The following is a 23,043-nucleotide window of genomic DNA, read 5'->3' on the forward strand; positions in this document are numbered from 1 at the left end:
TCTAACCTCTCTTTCAAAAAGAAAAGCATAGCAAAATGCACAGTAGAGTCCGACTCTACTGTGCATTTCATACGCTATTATTCACCAACATATGGTAAAAGTGCCATTTGACGAGCACGTTTAATTGCAACTGTAAGTTTGCGTTGGTATTTTGCGCTTGTTCCTGTTACACGACGAGGTAAAATTTTACCACGCTCAGAAACGAAACGTTTTAATAAATCAACATCTTTATAGTCAATGCGAGTGATGCCGTTAGATGTGAAGAAACACACCTTACGACGCTTCGCACGTCCACCTTTGCGTCCTGCCATGTCTATTCCCTCCATTCTTTGTTAAAAATAGCCGATTCATACCATTAAAATGGTAAATCGTCGTCCGAAATGTCAATCGGTTGACCAACATTCGAAAATGGATCGTCATTCTTCGTAAATCCAGAGTTACCTTGATTACCTTGGTTACCTGAATTACTAGATTGACCAAATGGGTTAGAGCTTTGGTTACCGAAACCAGCTCCTGATGGTTGCTGATTGAATGAACCACGTTGCTCCCCACCGCCATTACGCGGCTCTAAAAATTGTACGCTCTCCGCAAGAACTTCTGTTACATATACACGTTTACCATCTTGTCCATCGTAATTACGAGTTTGAAGACGTCCGTCTACGCCTGCTAAGCTACCTTTTTTCAAATAATTTGCCACGTTTTCTGCTTGTTTACGCCATATTACACAATTAATAAAGTCAGCTTCACGCTCACCTTGTTGATTCGCAAATGCGCGATTCACAGCTAACGTAAAAGTAGCTACTGCAACACCATTGGGCGTGTAACGTAAGTCAGGGTCCTTAGTTAAACGACCAACGAGGATAACACGATTCATCAATCGAACCACTCTCCCTTATATATCAATTATTTTTCTTCTTCTTTAACAACGATATGACGAAGGATATCTTCGTTGATCTTAGCTAAACGGTCGAATTCATTAATCGCCTCTGAGTTAGAGTTCACGTTTAAGATCATGTAGAAACCTTCACGTAAGTCGTTGATTTCGTAAGCTAAACGACGCTTACCCCACTCTTTCGTGTTAATGATTTCTGCACCATTGTTTGTTAAAACACCTGCAAAACGTTCAACTAAAGCTTTTTGAGCTTCTTCTTCAACGCCAGGACGAATGATGTACATAATTTCGTACTTTCTCATTACACTTTCACCTCCTTTTGGTCTAAACGGCCCATAATGGGCAAGGAGCAATTAATTTATAGTAATTACTCACGAGTTTAGATTATATCATAGTAAGTTATATGAATCAACTCACCAATACGTAAAAAACTTGGCAAACACATAATATATTTGCCAAGTTCATATCTTTATTTTTCCTAGGAAATATTAAATTAAACGTTAAAGCGGAAGTGCATAACATCTCCGTCTTTTACGATATACTCTTTTCCTTCTAAACGTACTTTTCCAGCTTCTTTTGCAGCTGTCATAGAACCGTTTGTCATTAAATCATCATAAGAAACTGTTTCTGCGCGAATAAATCCACGCTCAAAGTCTGTATGAATTACGCCAGCACATTGTGGTGCTTTCATACCTTGTTTAAACGTCCATGCACGCACTTCTTGCACACCAGCTGTGAAGTAAGTAGCAAGTCCTAATAAATCATATGCAGCACGAATTAACTGATCTAAACCAGATTCTTCAATACCTAATTCTTCCAGGAATACTTTTTTCTCTTCTTCGTCTAACTCAGAGATTTCTTCTTCGATTTTTGCACATACAACGATAACTTGAGAATTTTCATTTGCAGCAAATTCTTTTACCATTTGTACATATTTATTTTCAGAAGGATCCATAATATCATCTTCACTTACGTTTGCTACGTATAGCATTTCTTTCGTTGTAAGTAAATGAAGGCCTTTAACAATCTTCATTTGCTCTTCTGTAAATTCAACAGTACGAGCTGGTTTTCCCTCTTCGAAAGCTTCTTTTAAACGCACTAAAATTTCCTGCTCATATACTGCTTCTTTATCTTTTTGTCTTGCTAATTTCGCAACACGCTCGATACGTTTATCAACTGATTCTAAATCCGCTAAGATTAGTTCTAAGTTGATTGTTTCAATATCATCAATTGGATCTACTTTCCCTGAAACGTGTGTAATATTTTCATCTTCAAAACAACGAACAACTTGGCAAATTGCATCTACTTGGCGAATGTGAGATAAGAATTTATTTCCTAATCCTTCACCTTTACTTGCACCTTTTACGATACCTGCAATATCAGTAAATTCGAATACAGTCGGAACAGTTTTTTTCGGTTCTACTAATTCCGTTAATTTATTTAAACGCTCATCTGGTACTTCTACGATCCCTACGTTTGGGTCAATTGTACAGAATGGATAGTTCGCAGATTCTGCTCCTGCTTGTGTAATTGCATTAAATAAAGTGGACTTTCCTACGTTAGGTAATCCAACAATCCCAGCCGTTAATCCCATATTTTTCACTCCTATGTCTCAATCTTTCATCATTATAGATAGTAACGAAAAAAATGACAAGTTTCCTCCAAACGAAAAAAAGTAACAGTTACCCACTGCAACTGTTACTTTCTCTCTATTCTTCATGCTTCACAAGTATTTTTTTTACCTTACGATCAAACTCTCTTCGAGGAATCATTACCGAATGGTCACATCCCTCGCACTTAATGCGGATATCCATTCCCATACGAATAATCTTCCAGCGATTTACACCACATGGATGGGCCTTCTTCATTTCCACAACATCGTACAAGTTATATTGCTTTTGCTCCACTCTCCAAACCCCTCTCCATACTAAATTGCTTTTCCACTAACCAATTCTTCACGATTATATAAAACCATACGTGGATATGGAATTTCAATTCCATGTAAATCCAGACGAGTTTTAATCTCTTTACGAAGAGCTCTTGCAATAACTGCATGTTGCATCGGCTCCACTTCAGCAATAACACGTAATATAACTTCTGATGCAGCTAATGTTTGTACACCTAACAATTGAGGCGTTGTTACCATCTTCTCGTACTTTGCAGGTAATTCTACTAATAACTCTTCAATTACTTGCTCTGCTTTTGCTATATCGGCCTCATACGAAATAGATACATCAACGAATGCTACACTATTACTAACCGAAAAATTAGTAACTTGAATAATACTTCCGTTTGGTAAAGTATGAATTTCCCCTGTCCAGCTCTTTAGTTTCGTTGTACGAAGTCCAATTTCTAAAACAACTCCCTCAAACTGACCAATTCTTACATAGTCACCAACTGAAAACTGATCTTCTAGCAAAATAAATAGTCCTGTAATGACATCTTTCACTAAACTTTGAGCACCAAATCCGACTGCTAAACCAATAACCCCGGCACCAGCTAATAGACCTGATGCATTAATATTGAACACGCCTAAAATCGCAATCAACATAATAAATATAACAACGTATGCCACAATATTTTCAAGTAACTTCGCTACTGTAACTGTACGACGTTCTGAAATTTGAATTGGCGAACGACTTCCCATGCGAAACGCATTTCGTACAACTGCCCTTGCAACTCGCACAATGATTGCACCAAGTATTAAAATAACGACTATTTTTAGTGATCTTACACCTATATTCGTCCAATCAATGGACTCAAACCATTTCAACGCTAAATCCATGTACCTCTACCTCTCCAGCTAAAATTTCTTTTTAGTTATCCTTCTCATTGTATCAGAAGTCTCTCTGATTTCTTAAAAAATTTTATGACTTTAATTCCATTTGTTAACTTCTATCCAGGTATAAAATGGAGCGAATATATATATACTAGTACTATTATTTCCGTTTTCACTCACATTTTGCAAAAAGTACGCACTTATAGTTTTCCATTTTACTCAACGTATAACATATTTTGAAAATTTATTAAAAGGATGGGTGCTTCATGAATATTGGAAGTTTTCGCTTACCTTTTTTCGAAAAAGAAACTCAAAATGTTATGCACCAAGACTTAGAAGCCTCCGAGACAATCAGTAACTTTTTACTTTCCCATATTCCCATTAAAACTAACATACCACTCATTCTCGTTTGTATCGGAACAGATCGTTCCACCGGTGATGCACTCGGCCCATTAGTTGGCACTAAACTAGAACAAGTAGAAATTAAAAACTTCCAAGTATTCGGCACACTAGATGAACCAATACATGCGTTAAATTTAGAAGAGAAAATTCAGAATATACAGAAAGAAAATCCTACTTCTTTTATAATTGCTGTTGATGCATGCTTAGGAAAATCTCAAAGTATCGGTTCAATCACTACTGGAAAGGGACCTAGTAAACCTGGAGCTGCGATGAATAAGAAATTGCCTGCAGTTGGTGATTTGCATATACACGGCATCGTCAATCTAAATGGTTTTATGGAGTTTTTTGTTCTTCAAAATACAAGATTAAGTTTAGTCATGAAAATGGCTGATGTAATTGCACAAAGTATAAAAGAAACGGATCAAAAATTATCTGCGTTAAAAAAAGCAAACCATCTCTAAATAATAAGATGGTTTGCTTTTTAGTTTTTCTGTGATAATAATTCTAAAATACGATTTAAATCTTCTTTATTGAAAAATTCAATTTCAATTTTACCTTTTTCTTTTTTTGTTTCTTTAATTTTTACATCTGTACCAAACTTTTCTCTTAAGAACGTTTCACGCTCTACGAAGAATATATTTCGATCTTTTTTTATCTGTTTTGTTTCACGTGAAACGCTTTGATTAATCTCCTGGACAATTTTTTCTAATTGGCGAACATTTAATCCTTCTTTTTCGATTCGTTTTAATAAAGACTTCAGTTGTTCTTCATCTTTTATCGTAAGTAAGGTTCTACCGTGAGCCATTGAAAGTTGACCATTTGCAATCATATCTTGTACGAACGAAGGGAGGCTTAATAACCGAGTATAATTTGCAATGTAAGGTCTGCTTTTACCAAGACGTTTCGCTAATTGTTCTTGCGTTACATTTAGCTCACTCATTAACATCTGATATGCCATTGCCTCTTCCATAGGATTTAAATCTTCTCGTTGTAAGTTTTCAAGCAAAGCAAATTCCATCATTTGCTGCTCGTTTAATTGCCTTACAACAGCAGGAACCTTTTCAAGTCCAGCCTCTTTAGCAGCACGATATCTTCTTTCACCTGCAACAATTTCATATCCCTTAATACTCTTTCTAGCGATTAATGGTTGCAATATGCCATGTTCTTTAATAGAAGCCGCTAATTCCTGAATTGCTTCTTTATTGAAATGCTTACGTGGTTGATATGGATTCGGCCTTAATTCAGTTACTATAATCTCCTGAATTGTTTCTTCTTCCTTCACATCCAAATCAGGAAAAAACACATTAATTCCTCTTCCTAATCCTTTAGCCACCTGCAATCACTTCCTCTGCTAAATCTATATATACTTCTGCTCCTCTTGATTTAGCGTCATACTGCATAATCGGTTTCCCATGACTTGGCGCCTCACTTAAGCGCACATTTCGAGGAATAATCGAACGGTATACTTTATCCCTAAAGTATTTTTTCACTTCATCTATAACTTGAATCCCTAAATTTGTACGGGCATCCAACATCGTTAACAATACACCTTGGATTGCTAAATTTTTATTTAAATGTTTTTGCACAAGTCGAACCGTATTTAATAGCTGACTTAATCCTTCTAGTGCATAATATTCACACTGAACAGGAATAATAACTGAATCCGCTGCTGTTAATGCATTAATCGTTAATAACCCTAAGGATGGGGGACAGTCGATAATAATATAATCATATTCATCACGAACTGGCTGTAATGCCCTTTGCAAACGTACTTCCCGGGAAATAGTCGGTACCAATTCAATTTCAGCACCGGCCAATTGAATTGTAGCGGGTAGAACATCTAAGTTTTCAGTTGCGGTTTTCCGTATAACTCCTTGAACATCTGCATCTTCCACCAGAACATTATAAATACATTGATCTAATTCGGATTTTTCAATTCCCACACCAGTCGTGGCATTTCCTTGAGCATCAATGTCTATGAGAAGGACTTTTTTACCTACTTGCGCCAATCCAGCCCCTAAATTAACAGATGTTGTTGTTTTTCCAACACCGCCTTTTTGATTAGCAATAGCAATGATTTTTCCCATGATGTCACCTACTTTCAACCTTTCTATCTTATTCTAGTAACAATTACGTTTATTGTAACATGAAATAAAAGCTTTTCTTTTACGTCCTTATTAAACTTCAAAATTTATTTCTAAACTCCTTCTTCATTAACAAGAAAATATAGTAAAAGAGACCTCTCCACTAGGATAAGGTCTCTAACACGCCATTATTATTTTTTCTTCGGAATTTTAATCGTAATTTGATAGTACTCATCAAATTCTTCTTCCTCAGAATTAACATTTAAACCACTATTAGCAACCATTTCTAATGACTGCCTAATTGTATTCATAGCAATTCTCGTATCTCTACTTACTGCTTTTTGCTTCGCTTTACGCTTCGGTTTTGCTTCCTCTAATAATTTTGCAATTCGTTCTTCTGTTTGCTTTACATTCAGTTGTTTTTCCACAATTTCTTGTAAAACCTTCAGTTGTAATTCCTCATTTTTTAAAGGAATGAGAGCACGAGCGTGACGCTCTGTAATACTTTTTTCTAATAACGCACTTTTTATTTCTTCAGGCAACTTTAACAATCGCAACTTATTTGCGATTGTGGATTGCCCTTTTCCAAGTCGTTGTGCCAGTGCTTCTTGTGTTAAATTATGTAACTCAATCAGCTTTTGATATGCCACAGCTTCCTCGATTGCTGTTAATTCCTCACGTTGCAAATTTTCAATTAGCGCTACAGAAGCTGTCTCTGTATCATTTAAGTTCTTTATAATCGCAGGAACCTTTTCCCACCCTAGCTTCGTTGCTGCGCGGAAACGTCTTTCTCCAGCAATAATCTCATACTTATCATCCTCATATTGCCTCACGACAATCGGCTGGATAAGCCCATGAGTACGAATCGTTAATGCTAGTTCATCGATTCGTGCATCATCGAAAACTGTTCGTGGTTGATAACGGTTAGGGGTAATATTTACTATCGGGATTTCTTGTATTTCCTCATATACCTTTTTATCTATTTCTTCATGGCTTTCCTCTTGTAATTCGAATTCGCTCTCTTTATCTCCAAAGCCAAATAAACGAGAAAACGTATTTTTCATACATATTCCACCACCTTTTAGGCCTATTGACTATTCTCCATAAAATGTTTCCTATGAAACATTTACGTTTTCATTTATATAATTCAATCTTACGTCTAATAAGATTTATTTTTCAATAGGTAATTTATTGGGTGTTCCCGGTTTGCGTGGATATTTCTTTGGTGTCTTGCGCTTTTTCTCGATTAATAAAATATTACGTTCACTTTCCTCAAATGGTAATTGGAACGTAGACATTTCTTTTAATTCCCCGCCTAGTACCTCTAAAGCATACTTGCCATTTTCAATTTCTTCGTTTGCTGCAGCACCTTTCATTGCAATAAATGTTCCCCCAACTTTTACAAGTGGTAAACATAGCTCACTTAATACAGAAAGACGTGCAACTGCACGTGCCATCACAATATCGTATGATTCACGTACACCTTCTTTTTTCCCAAATGTTTCAGCACGATCATGACAAAATGCAACATCACTTAACTCTAATTTTTGCGCTAAGTGATTTAAGAAATTAATACGTTTTTGTAATGAATCTACAATTGTTACTTTTAAATGTGGGAAACAGATTTTCAACGGGATACTTGGGAATCCAGCTCCTGCGCCAACATCACAAATAGAGAATGGTTTCGAAAAATCATAATAAAAAGCAGCTGTAATAGAATCAAAAAAGTGTTTTAAGTATACTTCTTCCTTCTCCGTAATAGCTGTTAAATTCATTTTTTCATTCCACTCTACTAACGTTTCAAAGTAGATTTTGAACTGCTCTAATTGTCTAGAAGAGAGGGTGATACCCTTCTCTTCTAGCATAGATTGAAATTGTTCTATGTTCATCTAGCAATATCTCCTTACTATTTATTGGTTCGATACTCGTGCAATTTTTCCTTGTTCAATATACACAAGCAAAATGGAAACATCAGCTGGATTTACGCCAGAAATACGTGAAGCCTGCCCCATTGAAAGTGGACGAACATCTTTCAATTTCTGTCTCGCTTCTGAGGCAAGGCTAGAAATCGCATCATAATCAATATCCACAGGGATTTTTTTGTTTTCCATTTTCTTCATACGATCTACTTGCTGTAAAGATTTTTCAATGTATCCTTCGTACTTAGTCTGAATTTCAACTTGTTCCGTAATTTCATCACTTAATGCTACTTCACTTGGTACTAAAAGATGAATATGCTCATATGTCACCTCTGGACGACGTAATAAGTCACTTGCACGTATTCCATCTTTCAATTCACTTCCGCCAATACTACGAATTAATTCTTGAACTTCAGGACGTGGTTTAATAATAATGCTCCCTAAACGTTCCTTTTCCTGTTCAATTTGTAACTTTTTATTTGTAAATCGCTCATAGCGATCTTCTTTAATTAAGCCAATTTCACGACCAACTTCAGTTAAACGAAGATCAGCATTATCGTGGCGTAATAATAGGCGATATTCTGCACGAGACGTTAATAAACGATATGGTTCATTTGTACCTTTCGTTACAAGGTCATCAATTAAGACACCAATATAAGCATCAGCACGACCTAAAATAACTTCTTTTTTACCTAAAGAACGACACGCTGCATTAATCCCAGCCATAAGCCCTTGTCCTGCTGCTTCTTCGTAACCAGAAGTTCCGTTAATTTGTCCTGCTGTATATAGATTTTTAATCTTTTTTGTTTCAAGTGTTGGCCATAGTTGTGTTGGCACAATTGCATCATATTCAATTGCATAACCTGTACGCATCATTTCAACATTTTCTAGACCAGGGATTGTTCTAAGCATGTCACGTTGCACATCTTCTGGTAAACTTGTCGATAAACCTTGAACATATACCTCTTGTGTATTACGTCCTTCTGGCTCTAAGAAAATTTGATGACGTGGCTTATCATTAAATCTAACTACCTTGTCTTCAATTGAAGGACAATATCTAGGTCCTGTTCCTTTAATCATACCAGAATACATAGCTGAGCGATGTAAGTTTTCATCTATTAAACGATGTGTTTCTGTACTTGTATACGTCAACCAACATGGAATTTGATCCATAATAAATTTTGTCGTTTCAAAAGAGAACGCTCGTGGCTTGTCATCACCTGGCTGAATTTCTGTTTTACTGTAATCAATCGTATTACTATTTACACGCGGAGGCGTACCTGTTTTAAACCTAACAAGATCAAAACCAAGTTCCTCTAAATGTTCGGATAAAGTAATAGATGGTTGCTGATTATTTGGACCGCTTGAATATTTTAAATCACCCATAATAATCTCACCGCGTAAAAATGTTCCAGTTGTAATTACAACTGTTTTTGCTGTGTATTCAGCACCAGCTTGTGTAATTACCCCTTTACATACACCATCTTCAACGATTAAACGCTCTACCATTCCCTGGAACAACGTTAAGTTTGGTGTTTCTTCAATTGTTTTCTTTAATTCATGTTGGTAAGAGAATTTATCAGCTTGTGCACGAAGCGCACGTACAGCTGGTCCTTTACCCGTATTTAACATACGCATTTGAATATGTGTCTTATCAATATTGCGTCCCATTTCTCCGCCTAATGCATCAATTTCACGAACAACAATCCCTTTTGCTGGTCCACCAACAGAAGGGTTACATGGCATGAATGCTACCATATCTAAGTTAATTGTTAACATTAAGGTTTTTGAGCCCATTCGTGCTGCCGCAAGACCAGCTTCGCATCCTGCATGACCTGCACCGATTACTATGACATCGTATGAACCGGCATTGTATCCCATTGTTTATTCCTCCTAATAATCTCTATCTTTCTAAAACGTTGCTTCGCTTTATTATTTTCCTAAACAAAACTGAGAGAATAACTGGTCAATTAAGCTTTCATGGACGGTATCACCAGTAATTTCACCAAGTATTTCCCACGTTCTTGTTAAATCAATTTGTACCATATCGATTGGAACACCATTTTCTATGGCTTCAATTGCATCTCCAATTGTCGTTCCTGCTTGTGTTAATAATCCAATATGTCTCGTGTTAGAAACATATGTCATATCTGCAGAATCAATTGCTCCTTCAAAGAATAAATCAGCTATCGCTTTTTCAAGCTCATCAATTCCCTGCTCCTCAATTAAAGACGTCGTAATAACACGATTTCCTGCAGCTAGCTCTGTAACACGTTCCATATCAATCTCTTGCGGTAAATCTGTCTTATTGACAATAATAATGAAGTCTTTTCCTTGTACGGCACGGAATAGTTCTTCATCTTCATTCGTTAAAGCTTCACTATAATTGACTACAACTAACACTAAATCGGCTTGGCTCATCATTTCTTTTGAACGCTCTACACCAATTCGTTCAACAACATCTTCTGTTTCACGAATACCTGCTGTATCTATAAGTTTAAGTGGTACACCACGCACATTAACGTACTCTTCAATAACATCTCTCGTTGTTCCTGCAATATCAGTTACGATCGCTTTTTTCTCCTGAACGAGACTATTTAATAGCGATGATTTCCCAACGTTAGGTCTACCGATGATTGCCGTAGCAATACCTTCACGTAAAATCTTTCCTTGCTTCGATGTCTCTAATATTTTTGTAATTTCAGCACGAACATGTGTAGCTTTCTCAATTAAAATATTATGCGTCATCTCTTCTACATCATCATATTCTGGGTAATCTATATTTACCTCAACATGGGCTAACGTTTCCAATATGTCTTGACGCAGGCGGCCAATTAATTTAGATAATCGCCCTTCCATTTGGTTGATCGCCACGTTCATAGCACGATCTGTTTTTGCACGGATTAAATCCATAACAGCTTCCGCTTGTGATAAATCAATACGCCCATTTAAAAAAGCACGTTTCGTAAATTCACCAGGCTCTGCCAAACGTACTCCTTGTGCTAAAATAAGCTGTAATACTTTATTTACCGAAACAAGTCCACCATGACAGTTGATTTCTACTATATTTTCACGCGTAAAAGTCCTAGGTGCACGCATAATCGATACCATAACTTCTTCAATTACTTGATTTGTATCTAAATCGACAATATGACCATAATGAATTGTATGAGAATCAACCTGTGTTAAATCTTTCCCTTTAAAAATGCGATCGACTTTCTCAATCGCATCATCCCCACTTACTCGAACAATGGCAATTGCACCTTCCCCAAGAGCTGTGGAAATTGCGGCAATTGTATCAAATTCCATGTCCTTTCACCTCACTTGCTTATTTATCTCTATTTCAACATGATTTTTTTACGTCACTAAATTATTAGGATACCATAACGAACCTATCTGCAAAAGAATAATAACTCATTTTATTATGTCCTCATGTAAAAAACACTAAACTTATTAACAGTGGATAAGTTTAGTGTTTTTTTAGTTATCCACATTTATTTTCGCCTCAAAAAAACCGGCACTCAATTGAGTAACCGGTCACTTGGAAGATATTACAACATATCGATGTGGTTCTTTTCCTTCAGAAGTTGTAATGATATTTTGATGATTAGATAATGCTTGATGAATAATCTTTCGTTCAAAAGATGGCATAGGTTCCAACATAACTCTTTTTTTCGTACTTACTGCTTGTTTTGCTAATCGATAAGAAAGCAATTCTAACGTACTTTTTCTTTTACTACGATAATTTTCAGCATCTAGTGTGATGCCAATATATTGCTTCGTATTACGATTTGCCACAAGTTTTGTTAAATACTGTAAAGAATTCAAGGTGTTTCCTCTTTTACCAATCAAAACACCTACGTTTTCACCAGAAATTGTAAATTCCACTTCGCGTCCTTTTACAACTTTTCTAATCTCAACTTCCACACCCATATTGCGAATAACATTTTTTAAATATTCTTCACACTCTTGGATGGGATCTTTCTTCACTACAACTTCTACTATAGCGGGGCGATTCCCAAATAAACCTAGGAATCCCCTCTTACCCTCATCAATAATCTTTATATCTACTCGATCTTTCGAAACATTTAATTGTCTTAAAGCATCTTGTACTGCCAGCTCGACTGTTTGTCCTTTAGCAGTAATTATACTCACTTGCTTGATCCTCCTGCCTTACTAGCCTTAATTTCAGGCCCTTTGATCAAATACATTTGAGCAATACCAAAGATGTTACCAACTACCCAGTATAGTGATAGTGCTGCTGGGAAGTTAATTGCAAAGACTAAAATCATGATTGGCATAAGCCAAATCATCATTGCCATTTGCGGGTTTTGTCCAGCCGTTCCTGCCATTGCAAGTTTTTGCTGAATAAAAGTCGTAATAGCCGCAACAATTGGAAGGATATAGTAAGGATCTGCCTGTCCTAAATCAAACCATAAGAATGTATGCTTACTAATTTCTGATGTTCTCATAATCGCATGATAAAACGCGAATAAAATAGGCATCTGAACAAAAATTGGTAAACATCCTGCTAATGGATTTACCCCATTTTTTTGATATAACTGCATCATTTCTTGTTGTAATTTTTGCTGTGTTGCTTGATCTTTTGAGCTATATTTCTCTTTTAATTTTACCATTTCTGGTTGTAACGCTTGCATTGCCTTCGTACTCTTCGTTTGTTTGATCATTAATGGTAATAATGCAAAACGAATAATAAGAGTTGTAACCACGATTGCTAAGCCGTAATTACTACCAAATAAGTTTGCAAAATACGTGATTAACTGAGAAAGCGGGTATACGAAATATTCATTCCAAATCCCAGTACTTTTCGGTGTAATCGGCTGATTTGTTTCACTACAACCAGTAGCAATTGCCATTAACACAACAACCATGGCTATTAAACCTATTTTCTTTTTCAAAGCCTGCTCCTCCTTGTTTCGGTATGTATATAGTGTAATTCATTTCCTTACGCTACTTTTTTATTCTTTTCATACCAGAGCGTTTAAAGACATGAATTAAGCTTTTCTTTAACTCTTCATATGTCATCTCTGCACAAGGCTTCCTTGCTATTATAACAAAATCTTTTCCAGAATCTATCTCATCTTTTAATTCCATAATCGCTTGGCGAATCATACGCTTGATTCGATTACGAACTACTGCATTTCCTATTTTCTTACTAACAGAAAGGCCGATGCGAAAGTATGGCTGTTTTTCTTTATTTAACTGGTATACAACAAACTGACGATTAGCATTCGACTGTCCTTTTTGGAAAACAGCCTGAAATTCATCATTCTTTTTTATACGATTTTTTTTCTTCATATCAATTGACACTCCTGTATTTCATCAGCGGAAATTCATTATTATTAGAAAAAAAGACCACTGAACGATCAGTGGTCTACGCAGATAATACTTTTCTTCCTTTACGACGACGAGCTGCTAGCACTTTACGTCCGTTCGCTGTGCTCATACGGCTGCGGAAACCATGTACTTTGCTGCGCTTACGTTTATTTGGTTGGTAAGTTCTTTTCATTATATGACACCTCCCTGAGGAATATCTGTTAAAGACAGTCTAATAAATTATAGTTAATCAACTAGGAAAATGTCAATGGTTCTTGAAATTTTCATCAAATATTCATTTTGAACCTATTCACAGACTTTTTCACAGCCCCTATATTTCCTTGTGGATAAATATCTTTTCTCTTTTTTTGTATCCACAAACTCTTTTTTTACTTTTACACAGTATATCGTGTTGTGGACAAGTTTATTCCACAAGGTATTGATTTTGTGGATAACTTTCTTAAATTCATTGCTATAGCTATTGTTTTTTGATATTATAGTTGTGTTTTCACTTTGAATAAGTTTTCCACATCTTTATTTTATCCACAATTTGTGTATAACATGTGGACAGTTTAAATCACATGTGGGTAAATAGTTGTCCACATTTGTTTTTTTGTCGAAAACTCTATCTCGGATACAAACAACGTTTTTATATTTTAAAATACGTTTCGTATAAATATGCATTTAAAATATTTACGGGTTGTACAATTGTTGCGCAACCTTATTCTTTTACCATCTTTGTAAAGGAGGGACACCTTTGGAAAATATCTCTGATTTATGGAATAGTGCCTTGAAAGACTTAGAAAAAAAGGTAAGTAAGCCCAGTTATGAAACGTGGTTAAAATCAACAACCGCTCATAACTTGAAAAAAGATGTATTAACTATTACAGCTCCAAATGAATTTGCTCGTGACTGGCTAGAATCCCATTATTCAGAACTCATTTCGGAAACACTTTATGATTTAACAGGGGCAAAACTAGCTATTCGTTTTATTATTCCCCAAAGTCAGGCGGAAGAGGATATAGATCTTCCTCCTATTAAAAAAAATCGAGTACAAGATGATTCTACTCATTTACCACAGAGCATGCTAAATCCAAAATATACATTTGATACATTTGTTATTGGCTCTGGTAATCGTTTTGCACACGCTGCTTCTTTAGCTGTAGCTGAAGCTCCCGCTAAAGCTTATAATCCGCTCTTTATTTATGGGGGCGTTGGACTTGGAAAAACACATTTAATGCACGCAATTGGGCATTATGTAATTGAACACAACCCGAATGCAAAAGTTGTATATTTATCATCTGAAAAATTCACAAATGAATTCATTAACTCAATTCGTGATAATAAAGCTGTCGATTTTCGTAATAAATATCGTAATGTAGATGTCTTATTGATAGATGATATTCAATTTCTTGCTGGAAAAGAACAAACACAGGAAGAGTTCTTCCATACATTTAATGCGTTACATGAAGAAAGTAAACAAATTGTGATTTCAAGTGATAGACCACCAAAAGAAATCCCAACTTTAGAAGATCGCCTTCGTTCTCGCTTTGAATGGGGCTTAATTACGGATATTACGCCACCAGATTTAGAAACTAGAATTGCAATTTTACGTAAAAAAGCAAAAGCAGAAGGCCTTGATATACCAAATGAGGTTATGCTTTATATTGCAAATCAAATTGATTCTAACATTCGTGAGTTAGAAGGTGCACTTATTCGCGTTGTAGCTTATTCATCTTTAATTAATAAAGATATTAATGCTGATTTAGCAGCTGAAGCACTTAAAGGTATTATTCCAAACTCTATACCTAGAATTATTTCTATCTCTGATATTCAAAAGGCCGTTGGGGGCGTCTATCAAGTAAAATTAGAAGATTTCAAAGCAAAAAAACGTACAAAATCCGTTGCATTCCCTCGTCAAATTGCAATGTATTTATCACGCGAACTTACGGACTCATCTTTACCAAAAATAGGTGAAGAATTTGGTGGCCGCGATCATACAACAGTAATCCATGCTCACGAAAAAATTTCGAAGCTATTAAAAACGGATACTCAATTACAAAAACATGTCGAAGAAATTAATGATATTTTAAAGTAGTAGTAGCTGAATAGTGTGAATAACTTACCTTGTTTTACGCACAGTCTATCCACATGTAGATAGACTGTTTTTACATCTTTAAACGGGGTTATCCACATATCCACAAGCCCTATTACTATTACTACTACTTTTTTATCTTTATTAAATAAATAAAATCTTATACTTACCGGAGGTTTTTCGTTATGCGTTTTACAATACAAAAAGACTATCTTGTAAGAGGTGTACAAGATGTAATGAAGGCAGTTTCTTCTCGTACAACAATTCCAATTCTTACAGGAATTAAAGTTGTAGCAACTGAAGAAGGGGTTACTTTAACAGGTAGCGATGCAGATATCTCTATCGAATCATTTATCCCAGTCGAAGATGCTGGAAAAGAGGTTGTTGAAATTGAACAATCAGGAAGTATTGTTTTACAAGCAAAATATTTTAGTGAGATCGTAAAAAAATTACCTAAAGAAATTGTTGAAATTTCTGTGGAAAATCATTTTATGACAAAAATAAAATCTGGAAAATCAGAGTTTAATTTAAATGGTTTAGATTCAGCTGAATATCCGTTACTACCTCAGATTGAAGAACATCATGTATTTAAGATTCCAACAGATTTACTTAAACATATGATTAGGCAAACGGTATTTGCAGTTTCAACTTCTGAAACAAGACCGATCTTGACAGGTGTAAACTGGAAAGTATATAACAGCGAGTTAACTTGTATTGCAACAGATAGTCACAGACTAGCACTTCGTAAAGCAAAAATTGAAGGGTATAATATTGCTGATGAATTTCAAGCCAATGTCGTTATTCCTGGTAAGAGCTTAAATGAATTAAGTAAAATCCTAGATGAATCTGAAGAAATGGTAGATATCGTTATTACGGAGTATCAAGTATTATTCCGTACAAAACATTTATTATTCTTCTCGAGATTGTTAGAAGGTAACTATCCAGATACAACACGTTTAATTCCAGCCGAGAGTAAGACAGACATTTTTGTGAATACAAAAGAATTTTTACAAGCAATTGATCGTGCTTCGCTATTAGCAAGAGATGGTCGTAACAATGTTGTTAAATTATCGACATTAGAACAACAAATGCTTGAGATTTCTTCAAATTCACCAGAAATCGGAAAAGTAGTAGAAGAAGTTCAATGTGAAAACGTAGATGGAGAAGAATTAAAAATATCTTTTAGTGCAAAATATATGATGGACGCATTAAAAGCTTTAGATAGTACAGAAATTAAAATTAGCTTTACTGGGGCGATGAGGCCGTTTTTGATTCGTACAGTAAATGATGATTCCATCATCCAATTAATTTTACCGGTACGTACTTACTAAGTAAGGGTTGAGGGTTGCTAGTTTAAAGGTACTAGTGACCCTTATTTGATTTTAGGGTATTGCTTTCCTAATGCTAGTTTATTTAGTACAATGAAAGAATGAACACTTTCAGAAAGTGAGAGATTTTTATGAAAAGTATTAAAATTTCAACAGAATACATTACACTAGGACAATTTTTAAAGCTAGCCGATGTAATTGATACGGGCGGGGCTGTGAAATGGTTCTTACAAGAATATGAAGTGTACGTGAATCAAGAGCTTGAGAATAGAAGAGGTCGCAAGTTATATGCGAATGATATTATTGAAATTCCGGGAAGTGGAACTTTCCAAGTTCAGGCATAAAGGGGGATCCCTTTGTTTATTACAGAAATACAATTAAAAAACTATCGTAATTATGAAAAATTAGAGCTTTCCTTTGAGGACAAGGTCAATGTAATTATTGGTGAAAATGCACAAGGGAAAACAAATTTGATGGAGGCCATTTACGTATTAGCGATGGCAAAATCTCATAGAACCTCTAATGATCGTGAACTTATTCGATGGGATGAGGATTACGGTCAAATCAAAGGTAGATTACAAAAAAGAAATAGTTCTTTGTCTTTAGAATTAAATATTTCCAAAAAAGGTAAAAAGGCAAAGCTAAATCAACTTGAACAACAAAAGTTAAGCCAATATATTGGTGAAATGAACGTTGTGATGTTTGCCCCAGAAGATTTAAATCTTGTAAAAGGAAGCCCTCAAGTAAGAAGACGCTTTTTAGATATGGAACTAGGACAAATAGCGCCCGTTTATTTGTACGAACTAAGCCAATATCAAAAAGTGCTCACGCAACGAAATCACTTGCTTAAAAAGATGCAAGGGAATAGTAAAAATGAGGAAACGATGTTGGATGTATTTACACTTCAACTCATTGAGCATGGTGCAAAAATATTGCGAAAACGTTTTGAGTTTTTGCATTTACTACAAGAATGGGCTGCGCCGATACATCGCGGGATTAGCAGAGGATTAGAGGAATTAGAAATCGTCTATAAACCAAGCCTAGATGTATCAGAATCAATGGATTTGTCGAAAATAAAAGAAGTATACTATGAAAGTTTTCAATCTGTGAAACAACGTGAAATTTTCCGTGGTACAACTTTAATTGGTCCTCATCGTGATGATTTACAATTCTTCGTTAATAGTAAAAATGTTCAAGTCTTTGGTTCACAAGGACAACAACGAACGACCGCACTGTCCCTAAAATTAGCTGAAATTGAATTGATTTACTCAGAAGTTAAGGAATATCCTATTCTTTTATTGGATGATGTATTATCAGAATTGGATGATTATCGTCAATCACATCTGTTAAATACAATTCAAGGAAAAGTGCAAACATTTGTGACAACGACGAGTGTCGACGGAATTGAACACGAAACATTAAAAGAAGCGAAAACAATTCATGTAATGAACGGCACGGTAGATTGTGAAATGGACAGGGCATAATCCCTGTTTAAATGGAAAAGTAGGTGATCTTTGTGTCAATGGAACAAAAGCAAATGCAAGAAAATGCATATGATGAAAGTCAGATACAGGTACTTGAAGGACTAGAGGCAGTTCGGAAACGTCCGGGTATGTACATTGGTACTACAAGTGGAAAAGGACTTCACCACCTTGTATGGGAGATTGTCGATAATAGTATCGATGAAGCCTTAGCGGGGTATTGCGATGAAATCAACGTTAGTATTGAAGAAGATAATAGTATTCTTGTAACGGATAATGGACGTGGTATTCCAGTTGGTATACAAGAAAAAATGGGACGTCCTGCAGTAGAAGTTATCATGACTGTCCTTCACGCCGGAGGTAAATTTGGCGGTGGCGGTTATAAGGTTTCTGGTGGTTTGCATGGTGTTGGTGCATCTGTTGTAAATGCCTTATCAACAGAACTAGAAGTATTTGTACATCGTGATGGAAAAATTCATTACCAAAAGTATGAAAGAGGTATCCCAGTTGCGGATTTAAAAGTCATTGGTGATACAGATAAAACTGGAACAATAACTCGCTTTAAGCCGGACCCAGAGATTTTTAAAGAGACGACAGAATATGAATTTGATACGTTAGCGACTCGTATGCGTGAGTTGGCATTTTTAAATCGTAATATTAAATTAACAATTGAAGATAAGCGTGAACATAAGCAAAAGAAAGAGTTTCACTATGAAGGTGGAATTAAATCATATGTTGAACATTTAAATCGTTCAAAACAACCAATTCATGAAGAACCTGTATATGTAGAAGGTTCAAAAGATGGTATTCAGGTTGAAGTTGCGCTTCAATATAACGAAGGATATACAAATCATATTTACTCATTTACAAATAATATTCATACGTATGAAGGTGGTACACATGAGGTAGGATTTAAAACTGCCCTAACACGTGTAATCAACGATTATGGTCGTAAAAATAATATTTTAAAAGATGCGGATAGTAATTTAACCGGTGAAGATGTTCGTGAAGGTCTAACGGCAATCGTATCAATTAAACATCCAAATCCACAATTTGAAGGACAAACGAAGACGAAACTTGGAAATAGTGAAGCAAGAACAATTACAGAGTCAGTATTCTCAGAGGCATTTGAAAAGTTCTTACTGGAAAATCCCCATGTTGCACGTAAGATTATAGATAAAGGAACTATGGCAGCGCGTGCACGTGTAGCAGCTAAAAAGGCTCGTGAGTTAACTCGCCGAAAGAGTGCTTTAGAAGTTTCAAGTTTACCAGGGAAATTGGCAGACTGTTCTTCTAAAGATCCAGCGATTAGTGAAATTTATATCGTAGAGGGTGACTCTGCGGGTGGATCTGCAAAACAAGGACGCGATCGTCATTTCCAAGCAATTTTACCGCTGAAGGGTAAAATTATTAATGTTGAAAAGGCACGCTTAGATAAGATTTTATCAAATGATGAAGTTCGTACAATTATTACGGCGATCGGTACAAATATCGGCGGAGACTTCGATATTGAAAAAGCACGCTATCATAAAGTTATTATTATGACCGATGCCGATGTTGATGGTGCACATATTCGTACCCTATTATTAACGTTCTTCTATCGTTATATGCGTCAAATAATTGAGTGTGGATATATATATATCGCACAGCCGCCTTTGTTTAAAGTACAACAAGGTAAGAAAATTCAATATGCTTACAATGATAAGGAACTTGAAAGAATCTTAGCGGAATTACCAGCTCAACCTAAGCCTGGGATTCAGCGTTATAAAGGTCTAGGGGAAATGAATCCAACTCAGTTATGGGAGACGACAATGGACCCGGAAGTACGTTCATTACTTCAAGTTTCTCTTCAAGATGCAATTGAGGCAGATGAAACATTTGAAATTTTAATGGGAGATAAAGTAGAGCCACGTCGTAACTTTATCCAAGAAAATGCAAAATACGTGAAAAACCTTGATATTTAAATGAGTAATGACAGGAATCTAAGTATTCCTGTCTTCTACATATAAATCAATGTATGTGTAACGGAAATGTAAGAGGAGGTGCTCGTTGATGTCAGACAATCAACAACAAGCACGAATTCGAGAAATTAATATTAGTCATGAAATGCGTACCTCATTTTTAGATTACGCAATGAGTGTTATCGTATCTCGTGCATTACCAGATGTTCGTGATGGATTAAAACCTGTGCATCGTAGGGTTTTATATGCGATGAATGATTTAGGAATTACAGCTGATAAAGCGTATAAGAAATCAGCGCGTATTGTCGGTGAAGTAATCGGTAAGTATCACCCTCACGGTGATTCAGCTGTTTACGAGACGATGGTACGTATGGCGCAAGATTTTAGTCAACGTTATATGCTTGTTGATGGACATGGTAACTTTGGTTCTGTTGATGGTGATTCGGCAGCAGCAATGCGTTATACAGAAGCAAGAATGTCTAAGATTTCTATGGAATTAATACGTGATATTTCAAAAAATACGATTGATTATCAAGATAACTATGATGGTTCTGAAAGAGAGCCTATTGTATTGCCAGCGCGTTTCCCTAATCTATTAGTGAATGGTACGACGGGTATTGCAGTTGGTATGGCAACAAACATTCCGCCGCATCAACTTGGTGAAGTAATTGATGGCGTATTGGCACTAAGCCATAATCCTGACATTACTATTGCGGAATTAATGGAGTTTATTCCAGGACCAGATTTTCCAACAGCAGGTTTAATTTTGGGACGAAGTGGGATTCGAAGAGCATATGAAACAGGTAGAGGCTCTATTATGCTTCGAGCTAAAGTTGAAATTGAAGAGAAGTCAAATGGTAAACAATCTATTCTCGTAACTGAACTGCCTTATCAAGTTAATAAGGCGCGATTAATTGAAAAAATTGCAGAATTAGTTCGTGATAAGAAAGTTGAAGGTATTACGGATTTACGTGATGAGTCAGATCGAAACGGTATGCGTATTGTTATGGAAGTACGTCGTGATGCCAATGCCAATGTACTATTAAATAATCTATATAAACATACAGCACTTCAAACAAGTTTCGGTATTAATATGTTGTCTCTTGTAAATGGAGAGCCACAAGTATTGAATTTAAAACAAAATTTATATCATTACTTGGAGCATCAGAAGGTAGTAATTCGTCGACGTACTGCTTATGAATTAGAAAAAGCAGAGGCACGTGCTCATATTTTAGAAGGATTACGAATTGCCCTAGATCATCTTGATGAAGTTATTACGTTAATCCGTGGTTCGAAAACAGCAGATATTGCAAAGCAAGGCTTAATGGAACGTTTCGGTTTAAGTGAGAAACAAGCACAAGCAATTTTAGATATGCGTCTGCAACGTTTAACAGGATTAGAACGTGAAAAAATTGAGCAAGAATATCAAGAGTTAATGAAGTTAATCGCTGAATTAAAAGCAATCTTAGCAGATGAAGAGAAAGTTCTTGAGATTATTCGTGAAGAATTAACGGAAGTAAAAGAGCGCTTCAATGATAAGAGACGAACGGAAATTACAATTGGCGGTATGGAATTTATTGAAGATGAAGATTTGATTCCAGAGCAAAACATTGCAATTACGTTAACTCATAACGGTTATATTAAGAGGTTACCAGCTTCTACGTACAAAACGCAGAACCGTGGCGGGCGTGGTGTGCAAGGAATGGGAACGAATGATGATGATTTCGTAGAGCATCTATTGACTACTTCTACACATGATCATATTTTATTCTTCACTAATAAGGGTAAAGTATACCGTACGAAAGGATATGAAATCCCAGAGTATAGCCGTACAGCAAAAGGTATACCGATTATTAACCTATTAGGTGTAGATAAAGGGGAGTGGATTAACGCCATTATTCCAATTCGTGAATTTGGTGATGATCAGTTCTTATTCTTTACAACAAAACAAGGTATCTCTAAAAGAACACCACTTTCATCATTTGCAAATATACGTACGAATGGCTTAATTGCGATTTCTCTTCGTGAAGAGGATGAATTAATCTCTGTACGCTTAACATCTGGTGATAAGGATATTATCGTTGGAACAAGCAACGGTATGTTAATTCGTTTCAATGAGCAAGATGTGCGTTCTATGGGACGTAATGCGGCTGGTGTAAAAGCAATTACATTAGGTGATGAAGATCAAGTTGTAGGCATGGAAATTGTTGAAGAGGATGTAAATGTTCTAATTGTAACGAAAAATGGTTACGGAAAGCGTACACCGATTGATGAGTACCGTCTGCAAAGTCGTGGTGGTAAAGGTCTGAAGACTTGTAACATTACAGATAAGAACGGTAAATTAGTAGCAGTTAAGTCTGTAACAGGTGAAGAAGACATCATGCTAATTACAGCGGCAGGCATTATTATTCGTATGCCAGTTGATCAAATCTCTCAAATGGGACGTAATACGCAAGGTGTCCGTCTAATTCGTTTAGAGGATGAACAAGAGGTAGCGACAGTAGCAAAAGCACAAAAAGATGAAGAAGAGGAATCTAATGAAGAGGTTTCTTCTGAAGAATAAGAGGGGGATTTTTCCCCCTCTTATTTTTTTATAATAATACTTGCATAGTAATAGAGAAGTCTATATAATAGGCAGAGTCAGCAAATGAGAGATACAAATTATCTTAAAAAACTTGTTGACGAAAACAATATACTATGATATATTATTAAAGTCGCTGAAACGCGATGTTGAACTTTGAAAACTAAACGAAACAAACAACGTG

Annotated in this window: 23 protein-coding genes; 7 read left to right on the forward strand and 16 right to left on the reverse strand. The window is 35.9% G+C overall.

What is annotated here, in order from left to right; genetic code table 11:
* Positions 1-77: 77 nt before the first annotated feature.
* The 6 genes from rpsR to MRBLBA3_RS20000 form a co-directional block, all read right to left on the reverse strand.
* Positions 78-311, reverse strand: coding sequence for a 30S ribosomal protein S18 (gene rpsR, locus MRBLBA3_RS19975; RefSeq protein WP_000918874.1), 234 nt, complete (start codon positions 309-311; stop codon positions 78-80).
* A 44-nt stretch (positions 312-355) separates the two neighbouring features.
* The gene (ssb, locus tag MRBLBA3_RS19980) at positions 356-877 is read right to left on the reverse strand and encodes a single-stranded DNA-binding protein (RefSeq protein WP_000981963.1); all 522 of its coding nucleotides are present in this window, start codon (positions 875-877) and stop codon (positions 356-358) included.
* Between the two features lie 26 nt (positions 878-903).
* Positions 904-1,194 (reverse strand): 30S ribosomal protein S6, encoded by a 291-nt coding sequence (rpsF, locus tag MRBLBA3_RS19985; RefSeq protein WP_001233782.1) that lies wholly within the window; start codon positions 1,192-1,194, stop codon positions 904-906.
* 191 nt (positions 1,195-1,385) lie between these two features.
* Positions 1,386-2,486 carry a redox-regulated ATPase YchF gene (ychF, locus tag MRBLBA3_RS19990; protein ID WP_000524674.1) on the reverse strand — a complete coding sequence of 367 codons (1,101 nt, stop codon included), beginning with the start codon at positions 2,484-2,486 and terminating at the stop codon, positions 1,386-1,388.
* Between the two features lie 115 nt (positions 2,487-2,601).
* Entirely contained in the window at positions 2,602-2,799 is a 198-nt protein-coding gene (locus MRBLBA3_RS19995) for a DUF951 domain-containing protein (protein ID WP_000436055.1), read from the reverse strand.
* Between the two features lie 20 nt (positions 2,800-2,819).
* A complete protein-coding gene (locus MRBLBA3_RS20000; protein WP_363383171.1) occupies positions 2,820-3,677 on the reverse strand; it encodes a mechanosensitive ion channel family protein in 858 nt (285 codons plus the stop codon).
* 260 nt (positions 3,678-3,937) lie between these two features.
* On the opposite strand from MRBLBA3_RS20000, the gene yyaC reads away from it, so the two are divergent.
* Positions 3,938-4,534 carry a spore protease YyaC gene (gene yyaC, locus MRBLBA3_RS20005; protein ID WP_001020734.1) on the forward strand — a complete coding sequence of 199 codons (597 nt, stop codon included), beginning with the start codon at positions 3,938-3,940 and terminating at the stop codon, positions 4,532-4,534.
* Between the two features lie 20 nt (positions 4,535-4,554).
* On the opposite strand, the gene spo0J is transcribed toward yyaC, so the two are convergent.
* The 10 genes from spo0J to rpmH all read right to left on the reverse strand — a co-directional run bounded on the left by spo0J (position 4,555) and on the right by rpmH (position 13,606).
* Positions 4,555-5,406 carry a stage 0 sporulation protein Spo0J gene (gene spo0J, locus MRBLBA3_RS20010; protein ID WP_001051821.1) on the reverse strand — a complete coding sequence of 284 codons (852 nt, stop codon included), beginning with the start codon at positions 5,404-5,406 and terminating at the stop codon, positions 4,555-4,557.
* A complete protein-coding gene (gene soj, locus MRBLBA3_RS20015; RefSeq protein ID WP_363383175.1) occupies positions 5,399-6,160 on the reverse strand; it encodes a sporulation initiation inhibitor protein Soj in 762 nt (253 codons plus the stop codon). Before soj ends, spo0J begins: the two co-directional genes overlap by 8 nt.
* 188 nt (positions 6,161-6,348) lie before the next feature.
* A complete protein-coding gene (gene noc / locus MRBLBA3_RS20020; protein ID WP_000799030.1) occupies positions 6,349-7,221 on the reverse strand; it encodes a nucleoid occlusion protein in 873 nt (290 codons plus the stop codon).
* Positions 7,222-7,326: 105 nt separating this feature from the next.
* Entirely contained in the window at positions 7,327-8,046 is a 720-nt protein-coding gene (rsmG, locus tag MRBLBA3_RS20025) for a 16S rRNA (guanine(527)-N(7))-methyltransferase RsmG (protein ID WP_001019628.1), read from the reverse strand.
* A 21-nt stretch (positions 8,047-8,067) separates the two neighbouring features.
* The gene (gene mnmG / locus MRBLBA3_RS20030; protein ID WP_000541046.1) at positions 8,068-9,957 is read right to left on the reverse strand and encodes a tRNA uridine-5-carboxymethylaminomethyl(34) synthesis enzyme MnmG; all 1,890 of its coding nucleotides are present in this window, start codon (positions 9,955-9,957) and stop codon (positions 8,068-8,070) included.
* Positions 9,958-10,008: 51 nt separating this feature from the next.
* A complete protein-coding gene (gene mnmE / locus MRBLBA3_RS20035) occupies positions 10,009-11,385 on the reverse strand; it encodes a tRNA uridine-5-carboxymethylaminomethyl(34) synthesis GTPase MnmE (RefSeq protein WP_363383179.1) in 1,377 nt (458 codons plus the stop codon).
* Between the two features lie 228 nt (positions 11,386-11,613).
* Positions 11,614-12,231 carry an RNA-binding cell elongation regulator Jag/EloR gene (gene jag, locus MRBLBA3_RS20040; RefSeq protein WP_000022801.1) on the reverse strand — a complete coding sequence of 206 codons (618 nt, stop codon included), beginning with the start codon at positions 12,229-12,231 and terminating at the stop codon, positions 11,614-11,616.
* On the reverse strand, positions 12,228-12,995 hold the full coding sequence (spoIIIJ, locus tag MRBLBA3_RS20045) for a YidC family membrane integrase SpoIIIJ (protein ID WP_000726756.1): 768 nt from the start codon (positions 12,993-12,995) through the stop codon (positions 12,228-12,230). Before spoIIIJ ends, jag begins: the two co-directional genes overlap by 4 nt.
* A gap of 52 nt (positions 12,996-13,047) precedes the next feature.
* Positions 13,048-13,395 (reverse strand): ribonuclease P protein component, encoded by a 348-nt coding sequence (rnpA, locus tag MRBLBA3_RS20050; protein ID WP_000728888.1) that lies wholly within the window; start codon positions 13,393-13,395, stop codon positions 13,048-13,050.
* Positions 13,396-13,471: 76 nt separating this feature from the next.
* Complete coding sequence (gene rpmH / locus MRBLBA3_RS20055) at positions 13,472-13,606, reverse strand: 50S ribosomal protein L34 (protein WP_000831901.1); 135 nt, start codon at positions 13,604-13,606, stop codon at positions 13,472-13,474.
* A gap of 564 nt (positions 13,607-14,170) precedes the next feature.
* Here rpmH and dnaA point away from each other — a divergent pair.
* The 6 genes from dnaA to gyrA all read left to right on the forward strand — a co-directional run bounded on the left by dnaA (position 14,171) and on the right by gyrA (position 22,841).
* A complete protein-coding gene (dnaA, locus tag MRBLBA3_RS20060; RefSeq protein WP_000428011.1) occupies positions 14,171-15,511 on the forward strand; it encodes a chromosomal replication initiator protein DnaA in 1,341 nt (446 codons plus the stop codon).
* 182 nt (positions 15,512-15,693) lie between these two features.
* Positions 15,694-16,839, forward strand: a complete 1,146-nt coding sequence (dnaN, locus tag MRBLBA3_RS20065) for a DNA polymerase III subunit beta (protein WP_001212881.1) — start codon at positions 15,694-15,696, stop codon at positions 16,837-16,839.
* Between the two features lie 128 nt (positions 16,840-16,967).
* A complete protein-coding gene (gene yaaA / locus MRBLBA3_RS20070) occupies positions 16,968-17,180 on the forward strand; it encodes a S4 domain-containing protein YaaA (protein WP_000835828.1) in 213 nt (70 codons plus the stop codon).
* 12 nt (positions 17,181-17,192) lie between these two features.
* On the forward strand, positions 17,193-18,320 hold the full coding sequence (recF, locus tag MRBLBA3_RS20075) for a DNA replication/repair protein RecF (RefSeq protein ID WP_000470960.1): 1,128 nt from the start codon (positions 17,193-17,195) through the stop codon (positions 18,318-18,320).
* A gap of 38 nt (positions 18,321-18,358) precedes the next feature.
* Positions 18,359-20,281 (forward strand): DNA topoisomerase (ATP-hydrolyzing) subunit B, encoded by a 1,923-nt coding sequence (gyrB, locus tag MRBLBA3_RS20080; RefSeq protein ID WP_363383185.1) that lies wholly within the window; start codon positions 18,359-18,361, stop codon positions 20,279-20,281.
* A gap of 88 nt (positions 20,282-20,369) precedes the next feature.
* A complete protein-coding gene (gene gyrA / locus MRBLBA3_RS20085; RefSeq protein WP_363383188.1) occupies positions 20,370-22,841 on the forward strand; it encodes a DNA gyrase subunit A in 2,472 nt (823 codons plus the stop codon).
* Positions 22,842-23,043 lie beyond the last annotated feature (202 nt).

Source organism: Bacillus sp. LBA3-1-1.1 (assembly GCF_040676495.1).
Lineage (GTDB): Bacteria > Bacillota > Bacilli > Bacillales > Bacillaceae_G > Bacillus_A > Bacillus_A nitratireducens.